Below are 21,369 nucleotides of genomic sequence, written 5' to 3' on the forward strand. Positions count from 1 at the left end.
TATCCTAACATAATCACAATTTTTTACATGTCCGGTCGTCGTTTAAGACCGAGGGCGGTGGGTATCTGTCAGCTTGGCAGAGATCCCCCACACGCCCTCCCGGATCAGGCTTTAGCTCAGGCTTTCGCAGGAGCGGCAGCAGGCCGGGCAGCCGCAACCGGTGCGGCAACAACGGTCGGGCGCACCTGACCGTTCGACACCAGATAGCCGAGCAGGTCGACCGTGAAGCCCTGCAGGTCTTCCTGGATCGACTTGTTGCGGCGCTGCAGCCAGTTGTACGCCAACACCGCGGGAACGGCCACGGCCAGACCCAGCGCGGTCATGATAAGCGCTTCACCAACGGGACCGGCGACGGCATCGATCGATGCCTGGCCCGACGCACCAATCTTGATCAGAGCGCGATAGATGCCGATAACCGTTCCGAACAGACCGATGAACGGCGCCGTCGCACCCACGGTCGCAAGGAACGCGAGACCGGTACCCAGCTTGGAGTTGATCGCTGCTTCCGAACGGGCGAGCGAACCATGCATCCAGTCATGCGCCTCGACCGGATCGGTCAGCTTGCCATGCTGTTCCTGTGCCAGCAGGCCGTCATCGACGAGCTGCTTGTAGGCCGAGTTCTTTTCCAGCTTGGACGAACCTTCTTTCAGGGTCGCCGCGCGCCAGAACGAGCCACGGACCTTCTTCGCCTGGGTCATGATCTTCTGCTGCTCGATGAGCTTGGTGAACATGATGAAGAACGAGAAGAACGACATGATACACAGGATACCGAAAACGGTCTGCGAAATCAGGCCGCCTTCCTCCAGTGCGGCCATCAGACCATAGGGGTTTTCATTGGCAGCGTTGGGTGCGGCTGCAGCGGCGAGTGCGATGAACATTTCAACAATTCCCTCTACAAATCATCATTATCTAAAAAACCGGACCGCCGCCTGCTGATCGATTACGACCAGGAGGCGACTGTTCGAAAAACCTTACTCAGGCAGACGCCACACGATGCGCCGGGACTGGGTTGACCGAATGGGATTGCCATTCTGATCCACCGCAGGCGAATACCGGCCACGCCGCGAGATCGCCTTGCATGCTGCGTCGTCAAGGTCAGCGTCGCCGCTGGATGACGTCACACGGCAATTTTCGACGCGTCCCTGCTCGTTGATTTCCCAAGTGATCGCGCTGGTACCCTGAGATTCACGGCGCAGCGAAGATGCAGGATAATCGTCCGAAGACACCCAATTCGCCGGGTTACCCTTGGCGCCCGCCGCCTTGCTGATGGTCGGCGCGGGAGGCGCAGGAGGAGGAGGCGCAGGCGACGGAATGTACACCGGCGGAGGTGTCGGCACCGTCTGAATGGGCGGAGCGGAAACCGGCGTCTGAACGATCGGCGGAGGTGACACAACCGGAGGCGGCGGTACATTCTGGTCTGGCGGCGGCGGCGGCGGTTCCTCATCGGGCGGCGGCGGTTCTTCCGCGACGTCGATAACGTTCAGCTGTTCTGCCGCTTTCTTGACATATTTCATGCCAAGGCCGGTGACGAACGCATAGCCCAGAATAATATGAATCAAAGCGACGATAACGAGCGAGATAGTACGACTCGACGTCTGTGAGTGGTCAGCATAGGCCATTCAGCAACGACACTCCTTAAAACAACTCAATAACGGTTGGGATCGTATCATGAAACAAGGCCGAAAGAATGTGGGAATGACCCCGCAGCCTTTTGGCCCCTTTTCACGATATTCGTATATTTGACAGCCTTCCTATCGCGACCGGTGGCATGACGCAAACGCTTTATCGGGCGCCTCTGGTCTTGAGGTTAATAAAGTGCAAAACCGCTTGCCTGTGTTATCGTTGCAACAAGTGAGAAAAATGAAAAATTCCCCATCGCGCGCCCATGTCGTCCGCTCTGCAGGAGTGGCAACCATGTGCCTTTTTTTGGCTGTAATCTCCGGGATTACAACCATTTCGGCGCAAGTTTCCACCACGTCGAATACAGCGCCCCTATCCCCGCAATCGCCCACTTACGCGGATTTCGCGCATTTCGTAACGTCAGCACCACTTGTCATAAAAGCACAGGTCATCAATGCGAAAACGCTCAAGCGCGGGGTTGGGGGCACGCCGCCTCCTGGCTTCGTACGCATGCTGGTCAGCGCGCAGGTGGGCACACTGATTCGCGGCGAAGGCGGCCTTCCGCCGCGGATCAGCTATCTCGCTGATGTCGCACTGAACGCTGCCGGGCGGGTACCGAAACTGCGCAAGCAGCAGGTGCTGCTGTTCGCCCTGCCCGGCAAAACGCCGGACACGGTCCAGCTCCTCTCCCGCCACGCGCAGATGGAATGGCGTTCCGAGCGCGAGGCTATCGTCCGCGCGATCACCACCGAGGTTCTCGCGTCCGGCGCCGCGCCGCCCGTCTCCGCGGTCGGTGATGCCTTCCACGTAACCGGCACCGTTGCGGGAGAGAGCGAAACCCAAATCTTCCTCAAGACGCAGGGCGGTGGCCCCGTCTCCCTCTCCATCATTCGTCGGCCGGATCAGGCGCCGCACTGGGGCGTGTCGCTCGGCGAAGTGGTTGACGAGGCAGCCGTTCCCCCGTCGCATAACACCCTGCTCTGGTATCGGCTGGCCTGTGGCCTGCCACGCCAGCTCCCCCCGGAATCCGTCCGCACGCTGGCTGTGCTGGATGCCGAGGCGGTCCAGCGCGATTACGCTTTCGTACTGGAGGGACTTGGCACCTGCGAGCGCACGCTGTAGCGGGTTCCCCGACAGGGCATTCCTGTCGGGGACATCACGAACGGAAGCACTATGAGCGGTGAGCGGCCTTTGCGCCTCGGGTTGGTTGGTTTGGGAACAGTGGGTGGCGGCGTCATCCGTCTGCTGCAGACGAACGAGGCGCTGATTACCCGGCGCGCCGGTCGTCCAATCGAGGTCGTCGCCATTTCCGCGCGCGACCGCACGAAGGATCGCGGCGTGGACCTCTCCCGCTTCGAATGGGTGGACGACATGATGGCGCTCGCGACCCGCGATGACATCGATGTCGTGGTGGAACTAATCGGCGGAGCGGACGGCCCCGCCCTCACCCTCGCCCGTGCGGTGTTGGGTGCAGGAAAGCCCTTTGTCACGGCCAACAAGGCAATGCTTGCGCATCACGGCCTCGGCCTTGCGGGCCTTGCGGAGAAAGCGGGCGTCGCCCTTAAATATGAAGCAGCGGTGGCGGGCGGGATCCCGGTCATCAAGGGGCTTCGCGAAGGCGCGGCGGCGAACGAGATCAGCCGTGTCTATGGCATCCTCAACGGCACCTGCAATTATATCCTCACCACGATGGAGCGGACCGGCCGCAGCTTCGGCGACGTACTCAGGGACGCGCAGGATCTGGGCTATGCCGAAGCAGATCCCAGCTTCGACATCGACGGCGTGGATGCAGCCCACAAACTCTCTATCCTCGCCAGCCTCGCGTTCGGCACAGAACTGAACTTTGCCGACGTCGATATCACCGGCATCCGGCATGTGATCGCCGCCGATATTGCGGAGGCCGCCGCGCTGGGTTTCCGCGTCCGGCTGGTGGGCATGGCGGAGAACAGCGCCAACGGACTGTTCCAGCGCGTGCATCCGATGCTGGTGCCGGTCAACCACCCGTTGTCGCACGTAGATGGGGCGCTCAACGCCGTCGTCGCGGACGGCAATTTCGTCGGGCGCTTGTTCTTCCAGGGCGCGGGCGCGGGCGATGGGCCGACCGCCTCGGCCGTCGTCGCCGATCTCATCGATGTCGCCCGCGACGAATATGGCGACCCTTTCGCCATGCCCGTCAGCTCCCTCGCTCGGCAGCCCAAGGCCGACGCTGGCAAGCGCATAGGCCGCTCCTATGTCCGCTTTACGGTGCAGGACCGCCCCGGCGTGCTCGCCGAAATCGCCACGGCGATGCGCGACGCGGGCGTCTCGATCGAGAGCCTGATCCAGCGCGGCGCGAGTCAGGAGGACGGCGTGCTCGTCGTCATCGTGACCCATGCCAGCGCGGAAAGCTGCGTCATCGACACGCTCGCGCGCCTCTCTGGCTCGGAAAGCCTGACGGGTGCGCCAATGGTGATGCACATTCTCGACTAAATGCGACGGTTAACCACGGCGCGGTCTCGACAAGTGCCGTGCCCCTCCCTATCGCACGACGCACGTGCAGCAAGACAAGGATGACGACATGGCAGACGCGAATTCCGTGCAGGCAAGTTCCATACTGGACCGCGTTCTGGTCATGGAGATGGTCCGCGTGACCGAAGCCGCGGCCATTGCTGCCTCGCGGCTGATCGGCCGGGGCGACGAGAAAGCCGCCGATGCCGCTGCCGTCGAAGCCATGCGCCTTGCCTTCAATGACCTTTATATGGACGGCACCGTCGTCATTGGCGAGGGTGAGCGCGACGAAGCACCGATGCTCTATATTGGCGAGAAGGTCGGCAACGCCATTGGCAAGGGGCCCCGCATCGATATCGCGCTCGACCCGCTCGAAGGCACGACCATCACCGCCAAGGCCGGCCCGAACGCGCTTGCTGTGCTGGCGATCTCGGAAGAAGGCGGCCTGCTCAATGCGCCGGACGTCTATATGGAAAAGCTCGCGGTCGGTCCCGGCTATCCTGACGACATCATCGACATGAACCGATCGGTCCGGGAAAATGTAGAAGCCGTGGCGGCGCACAAGGGCTGCCCCGCATCCGAAATCATCGTGTGCGTGCTCGATCGTCCGCGTCATGAAAAGCTGATCGGCGAGCTGCGCGCCATTGGTTGCGGCATCATGCTGATCCCGGATGGCGACGTGGCGGGCGTCATTGCGACCACCAATCCGGAAACCAACATCGATATGTACATGGGTTCGGGCGGTGCTCCCGAAGGCGTGCTCGCCTGCGCCGCGCTGCGCTGCGTCGGCGGCCAGTTCAAGGGCCGCCTGCTGTTCCGCAACGACGACGAAAAGGCCCGTGCCTACAAATGGGGCATCACCGATCTGGACAAGGTCTATGATCTCAAGGAACTGGCCAAGGGTGATTGTATCTTCGCCGCAACCGGTGTCACCGACGGTTCGCTCCTGCGCGGCGTGAAGCGCATGCCGGGCGGCGTCATGACCACCGACAGCGTCGTGATGCGCGCAAGCTCCGGCACGGTCCGCTGGATCAAGGGCGAGCACCGCCTCGACCGCAAGGACGTCTGAAGTTCGGCCACGGCGTCATCCCAGCGCAGGCTGCGGTCTTAGGCGAAGGTGGAATATAAGGCACGATCCCAGCCTAGACCGGGATAGCAAATTCAAAGAGCGGCGATCTGGTTCAGGTCGCCGCTATTTTTTCAGCCGATAGCCGGTCCGGAAAATCCATACCACCAGCCCGACGCACACCAGCAGCATCAGCGCCACGAAACCCAGGCTCAGGCCAATGCTCACATCGCCGGCGCCAAAGAAGGTCCAGCGGAACCCGCTGATCAGATACACCACCGGATTGAACAGGGTGACCGTCTTCCATGGCTCGGGCAGCATGTGGATCGAATAAAAGGCGCCGCCCAGAAACGTCATCGGCATGATCACCAGCAGCGGCACGACCTGCAACTGCTCGAAATTCTGCGCCCAGATCCCCAGAATGAACCCGAACAGGCAGAAGCTGACGGCAATCAGCGCCATGAACGCGAGCATCGCGAGCGGATGCGCCACCTCGACGCTCACAAACAGATGCGCGGTCGCGAAGATGATGAGGCCGAGCAGCATCGATTTCGTCGCTGCTGCACCGACATAGGCCACCACGGTCTCGATCGCCGACATCGGCGCGGACAACAGTTCGTATATCGTCCCATTCCATTTCGGCATGTAGATGCCGAAGCTGGCGTTGAAGATGCTTTCCTGGAACATCGACAGCATGATGAGCCCTGGTACGATGAACGCACCGTAGGGAATGCCGTTGATCTCCGTCATCCGCGATCCAATCGCCGATCCGAACACGATAAAGTAGAGCGACGTGGTAATCACGGGAGTCATCAGACTGGTGAGAATGGTCCGCCCGAACCGTGCCACCTCGAACCGGTAAATCGCGGCGATACCGCGCCAGTTGACGCCTCTTCCCTGCACGCTCATGCCGCCACCTCATCGCTCTGCGGCGTATGGACCAGTTTCACGAAAATATCCTCCAGCGAACTTTCCCGCGTGTTGAGATCCTTGTAGCCGAGGCCGATGTCGCCCAGCGTACGCAGCAGGGCCGACACGCCGGTCCGCTCCGCGCGCGTATCGAACAGATACTCCAGTTCATGCCCGTCGTGATGCAGGCTCAGTTCCCAGTCATCCAGTTCGCGCGGAATGGCATCGAGCGGTTGCGCCAGATGGATGGTCAGCGTCTTTTTGCCCAGTTTCTGCATCAACGTCGCCTTCTCCTCCACAAGGATGAGGCGCCCCTTGTCGATGACCCCGACCCGGTCGGCCATTTCCTCCGCTTCCTCGATATAATGGGTCGTGAGGATGATGGTGACGCCGGTCTCGCGCAATTGCCGCACGAGCTCCCACATATCGCGGCGCAGCTCCACGTCGACACCCGCCGTCGGCTCGTCGAGAAACAGCACGCGCGGTTCATGGCTCAATGCCTTGGCGATCATGACCCGGCGCTTCATGCCGCCGGACAGTTCCATGATCTTGGCCTTGCGCTTGTCCCAAAGCGACAGGTCACGAAGAATGCGTTCGATCAGCGCGTCGTTCCGCGCCTTGCCGAACAGCCCCCGGCTAAATCGCACCGTATTGATCACCGTCTCGAACATATCGGTGTGCAATTCCTGCGGCACCAGCCCGATGTCGGTGCGCGTCTGGCGATAATTCCGGACGATATCGTGCCCCCGTACCAGCACCCGCCCGCCGCTGGGCGTGACAATCCCGCAGATAACGCTGATAAGCGTCGTCTTGCCTGCCCCATTTGGCCCGAGCAACGCAAAGATCTCGCCCTCGCGAATGTCGAGATCCACCGCATCAAGCGCGACATGGCCGGATGCATAGGCCTTGGTAAGTGCCTCAACGCGGATGACGGGGGGCATAGATGTTTTTCCGGGATATTGAAGGATGGACAGGTCAAACCCTAGGTAATCCAATAGCGAGCGGTTGCAAGGCGAATTGAAAAATGGAATTCGCTGCGCCCGCCTCTTGAACTTTCCGCGAGCGATCCCATCATAGAAGAGCGGACCGGGCCCCTCTGGCGCGGGTTTCCCCTCGGGAACCTTCGTGATGTCGGACCGCATCGGGTAACCGGTGCAGGCTCGGACAATTCTCCGTTACCGCCCGGTGACCCGATCGATATTTATCGATTGGAGGACCAATATGAGTGCTTTTGTCTATCGCCTGAGTGTCATGCACAAACGGCTTGATGACGAGATCCGACGGGAGCTGAAACGCCGCTTTCCCGACAATATCCGGCTGCTCCGCCTAAAGAAACTCCGGCTGGCGATCAAGGATCGGCTGTACCGGATAGCGCCGCTGCCCTCGGGCGGCTAGTGCGCGACGCCGGGCGGAGCGCTCCCTCTGCCCCCCAGGCTCCGCCCGGCGTTTCTCTTTTCCCTTGTCTCCCTGCCCGTGCCGACTAACACGGGGGCCATGTCCATCATTCCCCGCATCCCCACCTCCATTCTCGGGCAAAGCTGGCACTGGCGTGGCGGCAATGGCGACACGCGAGACGGCGATCTGCGGCCCGACGATCTGGTCGCCCAGTTACTGATGGCGCGGGGCTGCGCACGCGAGGATGTCGAAGCGCACCGTAACCCAACCCTGCGCGGCTTCATGCCCGACCCGTCCATCTTCCGCGATATGGACACGGCAGCCCGACGGCTCGCTCATGCGGTGATGACCGGCGAGACGGTAACGATCTTCGGCGACTATGACGTTGACGGAGCCACCAGCGCCGCATTGCTCATCCGCCTGCTGCGCGAACTGGGCCTCGCAGCGGGCTATTATATCCCTGATCGATTGATGGAGGGATATGGCCCGTCCGGCGAGGCGCTGGTCCGGCTGGGCGCCAGCGGGTCGACCCTCGTCGTCACGGTCGATTGCGGCGCGCAGGCGTTCGACGCACTGGACGCGGCGCGTGGTGCGGGCGTTGACGTGATCGTCGTCGACCATCACAAATGCGCGACCGCCCTCCCCGTCGCCCATGCTCTCGTCAATCCCAACCGGCTCGACGAAGGCGAAGATGCGGCGGTGCACGGACATCTGGCCGCCGTGGGCGTCGCTTTCCTGTTGGGCGCGGCCCTCGTCCGCGAGTTGCGCAAGACGGGTTGGTTCGCCGACCGGCCCGAACCACGCCTGCTCGACCTGCTCGATCTCGTCGCGCTCGGCACCGTGGCGGATGTCGCGCAGCTGCGCGGCCTCAACCGCGCCTTTGTGGCGCAGGGGCTAAAGATCATGGCGCAGGGCCGCAACATCGGTCTCGCCACGCTCGCGCAGGTCAGCCGCCTGACGCGCGCACCCTTATGCCACGATCTCGGCTTCGCGCTGGGGCCGCGCATTAACGCGGGCGGTCGCGTCGGCAAATCGGACCTCGGCGTTCGCCTGCTCACGACGCAGGACGAAGACGAGGCCCGCGCGTTGGCCGCTGAACTCGACGCCCTCAACACCGAGCGCCGCGCGATCGAAGCAAGCGTACAGGAAGAAGCCGAGCGCCTCGCCGAAACGCAGGGCAACGCGGCTGTGCTGCTGGTTGCCGGGCGAGGCTGGCATCCGGGCGTCATCGGCATCGTCGCGGGTCGGCTCAAGGAAAAATTCGGCCGCCCTGCCCTCGTGGTCGCATTGGACGAGGATGGCGTCGGCAAAGGCTCGGGACGCTCGATCACCGGCGTCGATCTTGGCGCAGCCGTGCTTGCTGCGAAGGATGAAGGCTTGCTCGTTGCGGGAGGCGGACACGCCATGGCGGCCGGACTTACCATTGCAGAAGGCAAGGTCGACGCCCTGCACCGCTATCTCGACGACCGGTTGGCGAGCGACGTCGCGCGGGCTGGCGAGCAGCGCGCCCTGCTGGTCGACGCGATGGTTAGCCCCGCAGGCGTCAACGCCGGTCTGGTAGAGGCGATGGACGCCGGTGGCCCCTATGGCACCGGATGGCCGGCGCCCCGTATCGTAACTGGCCTGCTGCGCGTCATCAAGGCCGATGTCGTCGGCACTAACCATCTGCGCCTCGTAGTGGCTGGTGATGACGGCAAGTCGTTCAAGGCCGTCGCCTTTCGCCAGGCCGAAGCTCCGCTAGGCCAGGCGCTGCTAGGAGCGTCCCGCGACCGGCGCCTGTGGCTTGCCGGGCGCGCGAAGATTGATGACTGGGGCGGCCGACGGGCGGCGGAAATGCACATCGACGACGCCGCTTGGGCGGGCTGACGCAGCCGTCCGCGCGGCTTCCGCTTTTTTGCCGCCGATGGGTTGACCGGACCCGCCAATCGCCCTAATGCCGCCTTCGCTTCGCAGGTGTCAGCACCTGCCCGGCCCCATCGTCTAGCGGTTAGGACGCGGCCCTTTCACGGCTGAAACACGGGTTCGATTCCCGTTGGGGTCACCATATCAGCACATTTGAACCGCCGCGGCCGCTCGCAAGCTGTCTGCACACCGACCCAGCCGTGCGAGTACACGTTGATGACCGTCTTCGGTCCGTTGCACCCATGCCGGAAAGTCGAAGAGATGCACGATCATGTGCTATACGGCGAATTATTCCGCGCACCCGACACAGCAGACAGCCACACGGACAACGAGGATGGACCAACCGGGAGCCAACAGTGCAGGACCAGGACCGAATAATAATCATTGGCTCCGGTCATGTGGGCGCCACGACAGCTTACGCACTGATGCTGCGCGCCCTGTTCCGGGAAATCATTTTGATCGACCGCGACGAAGCGCTGGCTGAAGCGGAGGCAATGGACATTTCCGACGCTGGGGTACTGGCGCGGCCTACCCATGTTCGATCAGGCAATTTTGCCGATGCCGCCTCCGCCAGAATCGCGGTGCTGACCGCCGGGGCCGCGACCCATGGCAGCGAAAGCCGGCTGTCCGTCACAGCACGGAGCGCCGATATCGTACAATCCTGCATTCGGGACCTGGTCGCCGCTGGCTTCGACGGTCTGCTGATCGTTGCAGCTAATTCCGTCGACCTCATGGCATGGGTTGCGAAAGACGTTTCCGGCTTTCCCGGGCATCGCGTGATCGGAACCGGCACGTTGCTCGACTCCAGCCGTTTGCAGCAGACCATAGCGGCGCGCCTCAATGTCGCTGCTTCCTCTGTTGACGCCCTGATGATCGGCGAGCATGGCGACAGCTCCGTCGCGGCCCTTTCCATCGCGCGGATCGGCGGTGTCGCGCTTGAGAGCATCGAAGCGGGAACTCGTCCGAACGCAGCGGACCTGGCAGAGGAAGTGCGGGGAGCGGCCTATAAAATCATCGAGGGAAAGGGCTACACCTCGTTTGGCGTTGCCACGGCCATCGTGCGAATTTGCGAGGCCATCGTGCGCGACGAGCATGCGGTTGTCCCGGTATCGACACTGCTGACGGGCCAATATGGCATAACGGACCTGTATTTGAGCCTGCCCTGCATATTGGGGGAAACGGGCGTTGAACGCGTACTGACGCCGCATCTGAGCCAGAGCGAGACGGCCGCCCTGATCGCGTCCGCGAACATGCTCCGTACGGCGAAGCACGCGCTGGATCGGGGCGCATAAGGAGCGAGTGCCCGATGTCCCTCATTTGCGGGGGGGCTGGGTCGCGTCCTCCAATCTTGCTGTTACAAGCATCAGCGTGGCGTCTCCCGGGCAGGATGTTACCGTGAAACCCATTTCCCGTTCGAGTTCGATGGCGGCGTGATTGTCCCGGCTTTCGATGGCCTCAAGGGTCTTTATGCCCTTAGCCCGGGCGAAACGACTGACATGTTCGAGCAACGTCCAGCTGGCCCCGCGATTCTTGTAATCGGGTACGATCGCCATGGCGACTTCGGCCCGTTCCAACGCAGGATCGGCCACCAGCATGGCCGCCGCGAACACCGTCGTCCGATCCTTGTCATAGGCCAGGAAATTCTCTGTCGTGCGATGGTCGTAATCGGTCATCGCTTCGAGTTGATCCTGGCCGACCCTTTGCACGGACGAAAGAAAACGAAAGCGTAAATCAGCCGGAGTGACATGGTCGAAGAATCGAGCCAGAGCCGCCTGATCGCCCGACGTCGCGGGCCGGACAAAAAATTCAAAGCCCGACCGCGTGGTGAGATACCCCTTCCAGTCAGGCTCGCCCGGCAGGCAATCGGGTAGCGGATCAGCAGGAAGGGCAAAATCGGCGCCGCTCATGGGCATATCCTTTGTGTTCGGAGGCAATGCTCTCCTCGCAGGGAAGTGGGAGGACCGTTGCCGGGTGCTTAAAACAACAGCGCGTTGGGCAGCGGCCCTGCCCTAAACCACATTTGGCCGTTCCACGGGTTCGGCCTTAGGGTCCCGGGAATGGGTGTGATTTATGACCACCGTAATACCGGGAGATCCTTCTTCGATGGTAACGCTCGCGTCCAACTGATTGGCCAAGGCTTCCACAATACTGCTGCCGAGACCCGGCTTGGCATCAGCAAACGACTGGGACGTTCCGACGCCGTCATCGCTGACGGAGAGCACCCAATCGGCCTTGTCAGCATGATAATCGACGAGGATTTTTCCTGGCCGCTCACCGGGAAAGGCGTGCTTGAGCGCATTGATGACCAGCTCCGTCACGATCAACCCGAGGCTGACGGAGATGTCAGCGCTGACGCTGCTCCCATCGGCATCCACCACGAGCGATATCTGATCGTGATTGTGGATCATCGAGGCGCCCAAACTCTGGCACAGCTGTGTGAAATATCCTTTCAACTCCACGTCCCCCAGCCGGGATGCGGCCAGTTGCTGCTGCAACGTAGCGATCGACATCACCCGGTTGTGCGCATCATGAAGATGATTGCGCGCTTCGTCGGACTGCACGTTCCGCGCGCTTTGCAGGAGAACGCTGGCAATGATCTGGAGGCTGTTGGCCACGCGATGCTGAAGCTCCCGAAGCAGGATCGCTTTCTCGCGCAGCAGATCGTCCTTCAGTTTCTCGCTGATCCGCGCCTCGGTCACATCGGAAATAGTGAGCAGCAGGCGCGCCTGGTCAGCATCGCCGTAATGGAGTTTTTGTGCGTTGAGGACGAGGCGGCGGGGTGCCGCATCTCCCTTGAGTTCCATTTCGTAGGAATCGATCCGCGCATGCCCGTCCAGAGTGGCCGTGAGCAGCGAACGCAGCTGCGGCATGTCCCATTCCCCCTTTCCTACCGCGAAAATGGGCCGACCCGCGACGTTCTGGGGTTGCAACAGGAACGCGCGATAGAAGGACGTGCTACCGGCGATGATGTTCAACGCGCCGTCGAGCAACAATGCAGGCGCTGCCGACGAAGCAATGATCGCCAGCGCGAGGCTGTCCGCGACATCGGGATGGACGGCTTGACTCATGGCTGCGCCCCTTTCTGGGGTATACGGCAGAGCCTCTGGGTTGAGGATCCTGATCCGCATCGGTGCAAGCCGATCACTCCATGTTCTAGAGGCAGCCTAACTCGCTAACGCACCATAACACATCCTGTTTCAAAGCTCGCCTCTATTCGGGAGCGCGCGGATATTCGCGGCGTAAGTGTGAATGCACCACGATCGTTGCGCCACGAATTTCAAAACAGGGCCGCTCTCGGTCCGTCATCGGAACGAAGATAATTGGAAGGTTATGCGACTTCCGCATCCAACGGCGGGTAATCGACATAGCCCTCGGCGCCCTGACTGTACCAGGTCGCCATGTTCGTCTCTACCAGTTCTACACCTCGTTCAAGCCGCGCAGGGAGATCCGGATTGCCGATGAACGGCCTGCCGAAGCTGATCGCGTCTGCTTTGCCTGCCGCCAGATCCGCCTGTGCCCGCTCCAGCGAATAGTCCGAATTGAGAACCAGCGGTCCGGAGAAATGCTTGCGGATGACCGGAGATTGCTGGGGCTGATCGCTTCGACCGAAAGTGCCATCTGGTCCGGGTTCGCGGAGCTCGAGAAATGCGATGCCGATACGCTCAAGCCCCTGTGCGACCAGCGTGAAAAGTGGCTCCGGGTTGCTGTCGATCACTCCCTGGGTGTCGCCATTGGGCGACAGGCGAACGGCCGTACGCCCCGCGCCGATCTCATCGGCTATCGCCTGGGTGACCTCGAACAGCAGCCTCGCGCGGTTTTCCGGCGACCCGCCATAGATATCGTTGCGGTGGTTGCTGCTATCGCGGAGGAACTGGTCGATCAGATAGCCATTGGCGGCGTGGAGCTGAACACCATCGAACCCGGCGGCGATCGCATTTCTGGCGGCCTTCCGGTAGTCCTCGATCAGTGCAGGAATCTCGTCGATCCGCAGCGCGCGCGCCTGCGCATAGGGCTGTTTGCCAGAATAGGTGTGGGCCATATCCGGCGCGGTGGTCGCGCTCGCCGAGACCGGTGCTTCGCCATCGAGAAAATCGGGATGGACGATCCGCCCCATATGCCACAGCTGCAGGAAGATATGCCCGCCTGCATCGTGCACCGCTTGGGTGACAGGTTTCCACGCATCGACCTGCTCGTCGGACCAGATCCCGGGCGCGAATGGCCAGCCGAGCCCTTGCCGGCTGATCCCGGTCGCTTCGCTGATGATCAGCCCCGCGCCAGCCCGCTGCCCGTAATAGGTCGCCATGACGGGTGTGGGCACATGGTCGCGGGTCGCGCGGGCGCGGGTCAGCGGCGCCATGAACACGCGATTGGGAAGTGTGAGTTTGCCTAGGGTGACAGGATCAAAAATCGTCGCCATGTGATTATCCTTCGCTGCCCGCATCCTTCCTCAGGCAGCGGTTCGACTGCGCTCAACTGGGAAGCCTGCGCGAGAGATTCAATCGACACGCGACGCAACATAATCTTGTGCATCGGTCACAAGAAGTTGTGTGGCGAAGTCTTTACAGCTTTCCAGTTCACGCCTGAATGGCCACAGCGTCAAGCTGGCTTCGGCTCAAAACCGCAAATGCCCACGCCGCGCTCGCTTAACGAACGACAGGGCCTGCATTCCCAAATCGCGATGTGGAGGACGGATATGTTGGCGGATACGGTCTGGTGCAACGGCTCCGGTCCCTACCCGCAGGCGGCTGCCGCAGTCTGTTGCCCCAGCGGACCACGCACGAGGACAACATATCGCTACGTCATTGAGAAATGGTGCCCGGGGACGGAGTCGAACCGCCGACACTGCGATTTTCAGCGGCGCCGAAGCTCCTTCCAGGAGACTTCAATGGATGGCAAGGACCTTCAATTTCTGCGGCCCTTTCAGACTGTTGGCGGCGTCAACCTCACCCACGCAAAGGCAAGGTCTTTCACCTGCTATCACCGCGTCTGTTGCCCCATTGTTGCCCCGGCTGAATTTGACAAGGTTATGCCCAAGCTCTCGCCAGCAATTCTGAAACAATATAGTTGCCGATGCTCCGATATCGGATAATGACATGGCATAAAGATAGCACGCGGACGGGGGTGTATGTTGGCTTTCTTCTCGGGCGCGGTCGCCATAGCGACTGTTCTTGTTACTGAGCAGGCTGCTCATGATGAAAAGACCTCCGCTGTGGTGGCTGCGGATGTTTCAAATGGTAAGAGTAACTGCGAGCTACACATATGGCCCGCCGCTAGTATGAGTTCACTCGGCGAAGGCGCGTTGCTCAATCACGTACAGGGCCAAGCTTTACGCGACGCAAAAATTCCAGTTTCCACGCCCTTGGAGCCGGAGCAACAGATACGTCTTCTTACATCACTCGATTTACCCTCCGCAACTGACCATCGGGGCTATAGTATCAATGTTCATCCCGAACCTGCGTCCCATCGGCTGATCGGTGCACCTCATATTCGCCGCACGTCATCAACAGCCCGTTGTTATGCAGAAATGTCCTTGGACAAAATATTCTACCATTATTCGCCATTGATGAAGGCGGAACTCCGCACCCTCGTCACCTTCGATGACTTTGGAGAAGGCACCGAAGCGCGCTCCATCTTTTCGAGTTGGGGTACTGCACCTTTGTCAGCTTTTCCTCCAAAGACAATAGAGGGGCGCGATGCCGCGCTCAGCGATCTCAATTCCGCGTTTGTTGCAAGCCTAAAGGCATTTGCTGCCCACATGCTTGAAGCAAAAACGAAGCAGAAACACCAATAATCCGCAAAACAACAGAAATGGAGAGGTAAATGAAGAAGATAAGCTATCTGCTATGCATCGGTTGTATGATGGTCTCGACATTAGCGGCGGCCCAAGAAGCCGCCCCCGTGGCGTCAACTGCACCGGAGGAAGCACCCTCGGCAGCGCAGGCCGCTGTTGCCGCAGATCAAGCAACGTCCAATGGGTGCGAAATTCACATTTGGCCTGCCGAGCGGTTCACTGCCCGCACCACTGGCTGGCTAAGCGGGTTTGGTGCCATCGGAGCAATGGCGGATGCGTCCGGCCACGCTACTGGCGATGCGGCGCGACGGGGTAATCTTGCATCTGCGCTCGAAAGCGAAAGCCAGACCCAGCTCCTCGCTTCCATGGATCTCGTCAAGTTGCTCAATACGCAATCTGCAACCATCATCCGTCACAGTGAGCCTCTCGACCGTAAGACGGTGAACAAGATCATGGAGCGCCGCGCTCAATCGCAGTCGCCTTGCTACTCAGAACTGATGGTCACCGATATTTTCTATCAGAAGGCTGCTATCTATGGCCGTTCGCTGAAAACCCTTTTCATGTTCCGGCGGTTTGGCGCAGCACAAACGAACCCTGCAATCTATAAGGGTTGGGGCGGAAACGGGCTGAAGCTTTTCCCACCCAAAGAGGGCGAAGATGTTCAGGCCGCTAACGCGGAACTGGTAAGCGTTTTCAAATCTGATTTTGAAGAATTTGCCAAAAACGCGCGCATGTCTCCAGCGCTGGCGTCAGCGAAATAGAATATGTTATGACGAAGCTGAGCGTAACACGGTGTTTTCGTTCAGCTTCGTTTCCCAAACAGTACTCAATCACATGACAGGGGCAAGAGTGTATGGCCCGATCACTGTTCAAGATCGGAATACTTACTGCGATCTGCTTCTGTTGCGCGAACACCGACGTTTTCGCTGATGGCGGCAAGAATAGACAATCAAGGACGAGCGACAAGGTTGCCTCGGTTGCTAAATCCCAAGACATAATTCCCGATGCCGCAACTTTCGACGCATTCGCCAGAACCGAACGTGCGGGCCGATTTATGGAACTACCGCAAGTCATGTTTGCGATCGACCGAAGCAAGGTCCCTGCCCGCGTTATCTGGATCAACACTAAGCAATACCGTTTCCATTATGATTATCTGCGGTCAGCCTATCTGACCCTGGCAGATGCCGAAATTTTTAATGCCACCAACTATTCGCGGCCCGACCGGCGGTTTTTATTGGGATCTGTAGTTCGCTATCCCCGCCTCGTTCGATATGGAGTAGAGTTCTGGGAGGGCGATATCTTGCAATCGGAATTGCTGGCAGGTGCTATGCGGGATTTGCAAGAATCCTTCTTCGTACCACTCACGTTTAAACCCAATTCAGATAGCCAGCGAGAGGCGGCCGCCAAGGCCGGACTTACTACAATCGGCATTGAAGAGGCTTATGGCAGCGCCGAGCAGCTTGTTCTGAATCCCGGCCGGGCGGTGGGTCGGCTCATGCTCGTCGCGGACGGCGATGAAAATGCTCTCCTGCCTGGCGACATCGCTTTGCTGACCACCGTTCCGGTGCGAATGCCGCCGGTCGCGGGCATCATATCCGCATCTTTTACAACACCGATCAACCATATTAGCCTGCTAGCCAAGACATGGCGTATCCCCAATGCGTATCGAAACGGCGCGGACAGTCTGTTCGCCGCCCTCATCGGCAAACAGGTTGTGCTGGACACAAGGAAATCGCCCGTCGTCATCCGAGAAGCCACCGTGCACGAGATTGCCGAGAATGCAAAATTCCGTCGTTTACGGGCAGTGCAGGCTGCTCCGGCGGATGTCACCTATTCTGGCTTGCCTACATTATCTGAACAGGATGCCAAATGGTCGCGCCGCACAGGTGCCAAGGCGGCCAATCTTGCGGAAGTTGCAGCCCTTGCCCGCCGCGATCCTTATCATATGTTCGATGTGCCCGAGGGGTTTAGCGTACCTTTTTCATTCTATGAACGTTTTGTCGTTGCGAATAAGATCGATCAGCAGATCAACCGGTTACTAGATGATCCCCGGCTGAGCGATGCTGAATGCCGAACAAAGGAGCTCGCTCGGATCAGACAATTATTTGCTCAGGGCCATATTCCGCCTACCGATTTTGCTATGATCGCATCGAAGCGCTTATCCTTGCTTGGCGACAAAGGGGTTTTCGTCCGATCCTCTACAAATGCCGAGGATCTGCCGCGCTTCAACGGGGCGGGACTTTATGACACTCTACCGAATGTCAAGGCCTCGGAAGATCTGGAACGTGCGATAAAGACCGTGTGGGGCTCGCTCTGGAACGACCGCGCTTTTGCAGCGCGTGAAAGCGCGGGCATCAATCATCGCTCCGTCCGCGCCGCTATTCTCATTCAGCGCGGTATAGACGCTGATGCTGCGGGCGTGATGACCACAATTGATCCGTTTGATGAAAACGCCGACGAGAGGCGCCTCTTTCTCGCTGCTAAACGTGGACTTGGCATTCGCGTGGTCGAAGGCAAGAAAATCGCCGAACAATTAATTTATCGGCCTGACCTTAACTCGGTGCAGGTTCTCACTCGATCACAAGACGATGTCATGCTGCATTTCGGTCCAGGTGGCGGGATTGAGGAAATCCAAACCATTGCGGATCGCGCTGTCCTCGCGGATGCCCTCGTTGCACGGCTCGGAAAAATCGGTCTAGCGATTCAGTCTGCATTTGACGGACGACCACAGGACATCGAATGGCTCGTGGTGGGTGGCCGCATATTGATTGTCCAGTCGCGTAATTATGTAAAGGGGCACTGATATGCAGCTTGCCTCCCTTAAGCTTGTGATCGCCTCACTGTTGTTGGCGCTTCAGCCATCTGCCGCTGATGCCATAGTAGCGATACCTCCCATGACGGTTTCCATGCCTCTGGTTTCGCAGGACGCCCGTTGCAAATGGACGCTGTCGCAAATTGGCGGGCGATCAGACGGAGCGGCTGTCCCTGTTCCTGCTTTACGCATTGGATCACCCGTCCGTCGTTCAACCGTCTCATTTACTACAGGCGGAGGTGGAACCAGTCGCGGTATCTGGGAGGCTAAGCAACGTGCGGCCGGGCTACCCTTTGAGCCTCAGCCGTTCAATATCAATAGCAGAAGCCAGCCTTGGATTTATACCGAACTGCAAGGCCAGTCCCGTAACTTAGCATATCAGAGAGTCCCCTTGCTGCCACAGCACAACCCTATCGGACCCGAGGCGCTTGTTTACGCACAATCCGTTTCGAAGACGAGCGGGCGTATCGTTGCCGTCCAAATGATGCTTCGCAGCGCCCCTGGAACCACTCCCCGCTATCGTCTCTCTGGCAACGGTCCGTGTCACGGCGAAACAGTCGACATTTATGGAACAAGCGCTTTTCATATATCGGTTGCTATGCTGACTAGGGACCCGTTATGCATGCGGCAGGATCAGTTTGCCTGCACGAAAGTCGCTCCTCCACACGGACGCCTGTTATTTGTCCATAGGCAAAAGGGGTGGCAATTCTTCGAACATCGTTGGGTGGACTTTGACGCAATATCATCAGAGCGAAAGAAGCAGGGGGCTTAAAACGGGTCGGTGCGTCTCACCCGTCACTAATTCCCTTAAAATTTCAAGTAGCATGGTGTCCAGACCCTGAATCACGCCCATGGTCAGACCTCCATCATCTTGTAGTGCCGAGGAATGCGCAGGCCGGCTTCGGCAATCTCTGCAATCAGTTCATCAGAAAAACAGGTAAGCAGGCCGATGATTTGGCGCTCGCGCCATAAATGGGCGCTACCGAACAAGGACTTCTGGAAAGCTAGGCCGCTGATACCTGCTTTATTATCTCTATATCGGAAGCGGGTGATGTCTAGTTCGCAAGATCCTTCTTTGCTCGCTTCAGGCGAAAAACTGTCAAAATATTGGCCAATAACGAGCGTGTAGTAGCTCTTAGGATACACGTCGCCTTTGCGGTTCATGATCTCAATCGGAAAAAACTGATGTAGGCTTGGCTCCAGCCGCTCAATGATCGTTTTCAATGCCTCTTCGACGGCCAGCATCCGATTACTCAGCATGATCAGCGATCCAAGCGATTTGCCCCCGCGTTCGATAACAAAGAATCGCGGCGGCTCGTGAGCCAAGATTGGACTGAATGGCGGCATATCAGCGCCGCCCTTGGCCCCTTGCTCGTGGAGAAATTTGCCAACAACGAAGCTGACATACGGTCCGGCCTTTCCCCTAGAGGCGGTATCGACGTAGTCGAATAATGCGCTTTGATCCTCCGGCGATAATTCGAGATAATAGGACTTCAGGCGGCTGCCCCAGCCGCTGGTTGCGTCAGGGGTAGCCTCAAAGCTGCCATCCGACCAAAACTCGCCGAAGCTCGAAGGTAAACTCATTCCCCAAACCATCACGCCACCTCCCACGCATCCTGCGCGCACTCATTCACAGCTACCGGCCCGGCAAACCCGCCGACCCAGATCCAACTATAGCATCACTCCGCGCCGTCGCCCGCATCCCCGGCAGGCGCCGCTTGCGTCTCGCCAGCCCCTTCACCCTCACGCCGCACCTTCATCTTTTCCAGCAGTTCGGGCTCGACTGAGCGGGCGACGACCGGGTGGATGGCGACCGGGCGGCCCTTGGCGATCTGTGAGAAGCTGGCGAGCACAGCAGTCACGACCTTGCGAGTCGGCGCGATCACGTCGAGCAGCCACAGCGCCCCGCCGCAGCCGCCGTCGCTTTGTCGGGCAGGTCGAGCGTGGAGCCATCAAAGGAATATCCGCTCGCCCTCAAAGCCTTGAATAGATCATGGTCACGAATGACATTTTGCGGGATAAGATGATGTGCTTGTGTTGGCATCAGATATACCCCGCTTCGCAATTTCGGTTATGCGCCACATAGGTTTTCCAGGCTTCGATCAGTGGTCCCATATGCTCTTCCGCTACCCAGAGTCGGTCGACTTCATGACATTCGCGCCTGATATCGACCGCGCCGAAGCGCCCCTTGCGGAGCGCCTTGCAGAATGCGTCAGATACGAAAAGCTGGTTCCAGCCCAAAGGACCTCCCGTCCATAAATGGCGCCCTTCGATCTGTGGCTTGGACAGGGAAATTTCGAGTGGGGTCAGTTTTTGAATCAATCCCAATGATGGATGAATTTTTCCATAGCGCGTTTCTCTAAACCACTCGGGTTTGTTGTCGGTCAGCACGCAATCGACATCGACATTGCAATTGAAGAAATAATATTCTCCCGGCATCGCCGTACCGTCGTGAAATTGCAGTTCTATCGGTGCGAACAGATGCAGGCCCGGTTCGAATTCTTCGACCAGAGCCTTGAAACGCGCCGTGACCGTGGTCGCGGAATCGACGAAGAAAATATCGGGTGCCGGAGGCTTTGGATATTTCTCCCGATAACGCGCAGCTTTTGGGACGTTTTTCTCGGACAGGGGTCGGCTTAACGACAGCCCGCTTCCAACAAGCCCTCTCTTCTCTTCAACATTATCTTCATAGAGCCAATCGAAACCCGGCCCAGCATATCCATAATCTCGAGCCAACCACCAAGCCATCACGCCACCTCCCGCGCATCCTGCGCGCACTCATTCACAGCTACTGGCCCGGCCAACTCGCCGACCCAGACCCCCCTATAGCATCACTTCGCGCCGTCGCCCGCATCCCTGGCAGGCGCCGCTTGCGTCTCGCCAGCCCCTTCACCCTCACGCCGCACCTTCATCTTTTCGAGCAGCTCGGGCTCGACCGAGCGGGCGACGACCGGGTGGATCGCGACCGGGCGGCCCTTGGCGATCTGCGAGAAGTTGGCGAGCACGGCGGTCGCGACCTTGCGGGGCGGCGCGATCACGTCGAGCAGCCACAGCGCCTCGCCGCTCGCCCAGTCGTCGCTGGCAAGGCGGATCGGGAACACGCCGCCCTTGATCTGCTCGCGAATCTTCGCATCTACCTCCGCGCTCACCATAACCACGATTGTATGAGTCCATTTGGGGTGTTGGCCTCGTCGAAGAAATGGGTAAGATGCGTTTTGAAGCTGAAGCATTCGGCGCATGGCTTGCGTGGGATCCGAATAGCGAAGGAATTTTTTTCAAGCCGTTGAGCCGTCATAAGCCGGAATAGAGCAGGGGCGCTGGAAACTTCCTGGAAGGACGAGGGAAGCAAATCCGAGCATTCGAAGGTAGATCGTCCTTCTCGGCCTG

At 59.6% G+C, this 21,369-nt stretch carries 20 protein-coding genes and 1 tRNA gene; 10 read left to right on the forward strand and 11 right to left on the reverse strand.

From position 1 onward, the window contains the following. Positions 1 to 116: 116 nt before the first annotated feature. Together FHS92_RS10855 and FHS92_RS10860 are read right to left on the reverse strand one after the other, a co-directional pair. Positions 117 to 878, reverse strand: a complete 762-nt coding sequence (locus FHS92_RS10855; RefSeq protein ID WP_184080498.1) for a MotA/TolQ/ExbB proton channel family protein — start codon at positions 876 to 878, stop codon at positions 117 to 119. A 93-nt stretch (positions 879 to 971) separates the two neighbouring features. Further along, positions 972 to 1,619, reverse strand: a complete 648-nt coding sequence (locus FHS92_RS10860) for an energy transducer TonB (protein WP_184080500.1) — start codon at positions 1,617 to 1,619, stop codon at positions 972 to 974. Positions 1,620 to 1,914: 295 nt separating this feature from the next. Here FHS92_RS10860 and FHS92_RS10865 point away from each other — a divergent pair, with 295 nt between their 5' ends. The 3 genes from FHS92_RS10865 to glpX all read left to right on the forward strand — a co-directional run bounded on the left by FHS92_RS10865 (position 1,915) and on the right by glpX (position 5,176). Then, positions 1,915 to 2,742 carry a hypothetical protein gene (locus FHS92_RS10865; RefSeq protein WP_184080502.1) on the forward strand — a complete coding sequence of 276 codons (828 nt, stop codon included), beginning with the start codon at positions 1,915 to 1,917 and terminating at the stop codon, positions 2,740 to 2,742. Between the two features lie 51 nt (positions 2,743 to 2,793). Next, the gene (locus tag FHS92_RS10870) at positions 2,794 to 4,089 is read left to right on the forward strand and encodes a homoserine dehydrogenase (RefSeq protein WP_184080504.1); all 1,296 of its coding nucleotides are present in this window, start codon (positions 2,794 to 2,796) and stop codon (positions 4,087 to 4,089) included. A gap of 88 nt (positions 4,090 to 4,177) precedes the next feature. Continuing rightward, the gene (gene glpX / locus FHS92_RS10875) at positions 4,178 to 5,176 is read left to right on the forward strand and encodes a class II fructose-bisphosphatase (protein WP_184080506.1); all 999 of its coding nucleotides are present in this window, start codon (positions 4,178 to 4,180) and stop codon (positions 5,174 to 5,176) included. Between the two features lie 123 nt (positions 5,177 to 5,299). On the opposite strand, the gene FHS92_RS10880 is transcribed toward glpX, so the two are convergent. Next, the gene (locus FHS92_RS10880) at positions 5,300 to 6,082 is read right to left on the reverse strand and encodes an ABC transporter permease (protein WP_184080508.1); all 783 of its coding nucleotides are present in this window, start codon (positions 6,080 to 6,082) and stop codon (positions 5,300 to 5,302) included. Continuing rightward, positions 6,079 to 7,023 carry an ABC transporter ATP-binding protein gene (locus FHS92_RS10885; protein WP_184080511.1) on the reverse strand — a complete coding sequence of 315 codons (945 nt, stop codon included), beginning with the start codon at positions 7,021 to 7,023 and terminating at the stop codon, positions 6,079 to 6,081. Before FHS92_RS10885 ends, FHS92_RS10880 begins: the two co-directional genes overlap by 4 nt. A gap of 280 nt (positions 7,024 to 7,303) precedes the next feature. On the opposite strand from FHS92_RS10885, the gene FHS92_RS10890 reads away from it, so the two are divergent. The 4 genes from FHS92_RS10890 to FHS92_RS10905 all read left to right on the forward strand — a co-directional run bounded on the left by FHS92_RS10890 (position 7,304) and on the right by FHS92_RS10905 (position 10,671). Then, on the forward strand, positions 7,304 to 7,477 hold the full coding sequence (locus FHS92_RS10890) for a DUF465 domain-containing protein (RefSeq protein WP_184080513.1): 174 nt from the start codon (positions 7,304 to 7,306) through the stop codon (positions 7,475 to 7,477). Between the two features lie 99 nt (positions 7,478 to 7,576). Continuing rightward, positions 7,577 to 9,343 (forward strand): single-stranded-DNA-specific exonuclease RecJ, encoded by a 1,767-nt coding sequence (recJ, locus tag FHS92_RS10895; protein ID WP_184080515.1) that lies wholly within the window; start codon positions 7,577 to 7,579, stop codon positions 9,341 to 9,343. 103 nt (positions 9,344 to 9,446) lie between these two features. Beyond that, a tRNA-Glu gene (locus FHS92_RS10900) sits at positions 9,447 to 9,521 on the forward strand. 214 nt (positions 9,522 to 9,735) lie between these two features. Then, positions 9,736 to 10,671, forward strand: coding sequence for an L-lactate dehydrogenase (locus FHS92_RS10905; protein ID WP_343056719.1), 936 nt, complete (start codon positions 9,736 to 9,738; stop codon positions 10,669 to 10,671). A gap of 21 nt (positions 10,672 to 10,692) precedes the next feature. On the opposite strand, the gene FHS92_RS10910 is transcribed toward FHS92_RS10905, so the two are convergent. The 3 genes from FHS92_RS10910 to FHS92_RS10920 all read right to left on the reverse strand — a co-directional run bounded on the left by FHS92_RS10910 (position 10,693) and on the right by FHS92_RS10920 (position 13,796). Next, the gene (locus tag FHS92_RS10910) at positions 10,693 to 11,286 is read right to left on the reverse strand and encodes a GNAT family N-acetyltransferase (protein WP_184080519.1); all 594 of its coding nucleotides are present in this window, start codon (positions 11,284 to 11,286) and stop codon (positions 10,693 to 10,695) included. Between the two features lie 102 nt (positions 11,287 to 11,388). Continuing rightward, on the reverse strand, positions 11,389 to 12,447 hold the full coding sequence (locus FHS92_RS10915; protein ID WP_184080521.1) for a sensor histidine kinase: 1,059 nt from the start codon (positions 12,445 to 12,447) through the stop codon (positions 11,389 to 11,391). Positions 12,448 to 12,707: 260 nt separating this feature from the next. After that, positions 12,708 to 13,796 (reverse strand): alkene reductase, encoded by a 1,089-nt coding sequence (locus FHS92_RS10920; protein WP_184080523.1) that lies wholly within the window; start codon positions 13,794 to 13,796, stop codon positions 12,708 to 12,710. A 708-nt stretch (positions 13,797 to 14,504) separates the two neighbouring features. Between FHS92_RS10920 and FHS92_RS10925 the strand changes: the two genes are divergently transcribed. From FHS92_RS10925 to FHS92_RS10935, 3 genes are all read left to right on the forward strand, one after another. Continuing rightward, a complete protein-coding gene (locus FHS92_RS10925; protein ID WP_184080525.1) occupies positions 14,505 to 15,170 on the forward strand; it encodes a hypothetical protein in 666 nt (221 codons plus the stop codon). A gap of 29 nt (positions 15,171 to 15,199) precedes the next feature. Continuing rightward, positions 15,200 to 15,931: a hypothetical protein gene (locus tag FHS92_RS10930; RefSeq protein ID WP_184080527.1), complete on the forward strand. Its 732-nt coding sequence runs from the start codon at positions 15,200 to 15,202 to the stop codon at positions 15,929 to 15,931. Positions 15,932 to 16,023: 92 nt separating this feature from the next. After that, positions 16,024 to 17,973, forward strand: coding sequence for a PEP/pyruvate-binding domain-containing protein (locus FHS92_RS10935; protein WP_184080535.1), 1,950 nt, complete (start codon positions 16,024 to 16,026; stop codon positions 17,971 to 17,973). Between the two features lie 864 nt (positions 17,974 to 18,837). On the opposite strand, the gene FHS92_RS10940 is transcribed toward FHS92_RS10935, so the two are convergent. The 4 genes from FHS92_RS10940 to FHS92_RS10955 all read right to left on the reverse strand — a co-directional run bounded on the left by FHS92_RS10940 (position 18,838) and on the right by FHS92_RS10955 (position 21,221). After that, positions 18,838 to 19,578, reverse strand: coding sequence for an imm11 family protein (locus tag FHS92_RS10940; protein ID WP_184080537.1), 741 nt, complete (start codon positions 19,576 to 19,578; stop codon positions 18,838 to 18,840). 83 nt (positions 19,579 to 19,661) lie between these two features. Then, on the reverse strand, positions 19,662 to 19,868 hold the full coding sequence (locus tag FHS92_RS10945; protein WP_184080539.1) for a hypothetical protein: 207 nt from the start codon (positions 19,866 to 19,868) through the stop codon (positions 19,662 to 19,664). A gap of 157 nt (positions 19,869 to 20,025) precedes the next feature. Beyond that, entirely contained in the window at positions 20,026 to 20,730 is a 705-nt protein-coding gene (locus tag FHS92_RS10950) for an imm11 family protein (protein WP_184080541.1), read from the reverse strand. 83 nt (positions 20,731 to 20,813) lie between these two features. Then, entirely contained in the window at positions 20,814 to 21,221 is a 408-nt protein-coding gene (locus tag FHS92_RS10955) for a toxin-activating lysine-acyltransferase (RefSeq protein ID WP_184080543.1), read from the reverse strand. Between the last annotated feature and the right edge of the window lie 148 nt (positions 21,222 to 21,369).

This window comes from Sphingobium subterraneum (assembly GCF_014199435.1).
Lineage (GTDB): Bacteria > Pseudomonadota > Alphaproteobacteria > Sphingomonadales > Sphingomonadaceae > Sphingobium > Sphingobium subterraneum.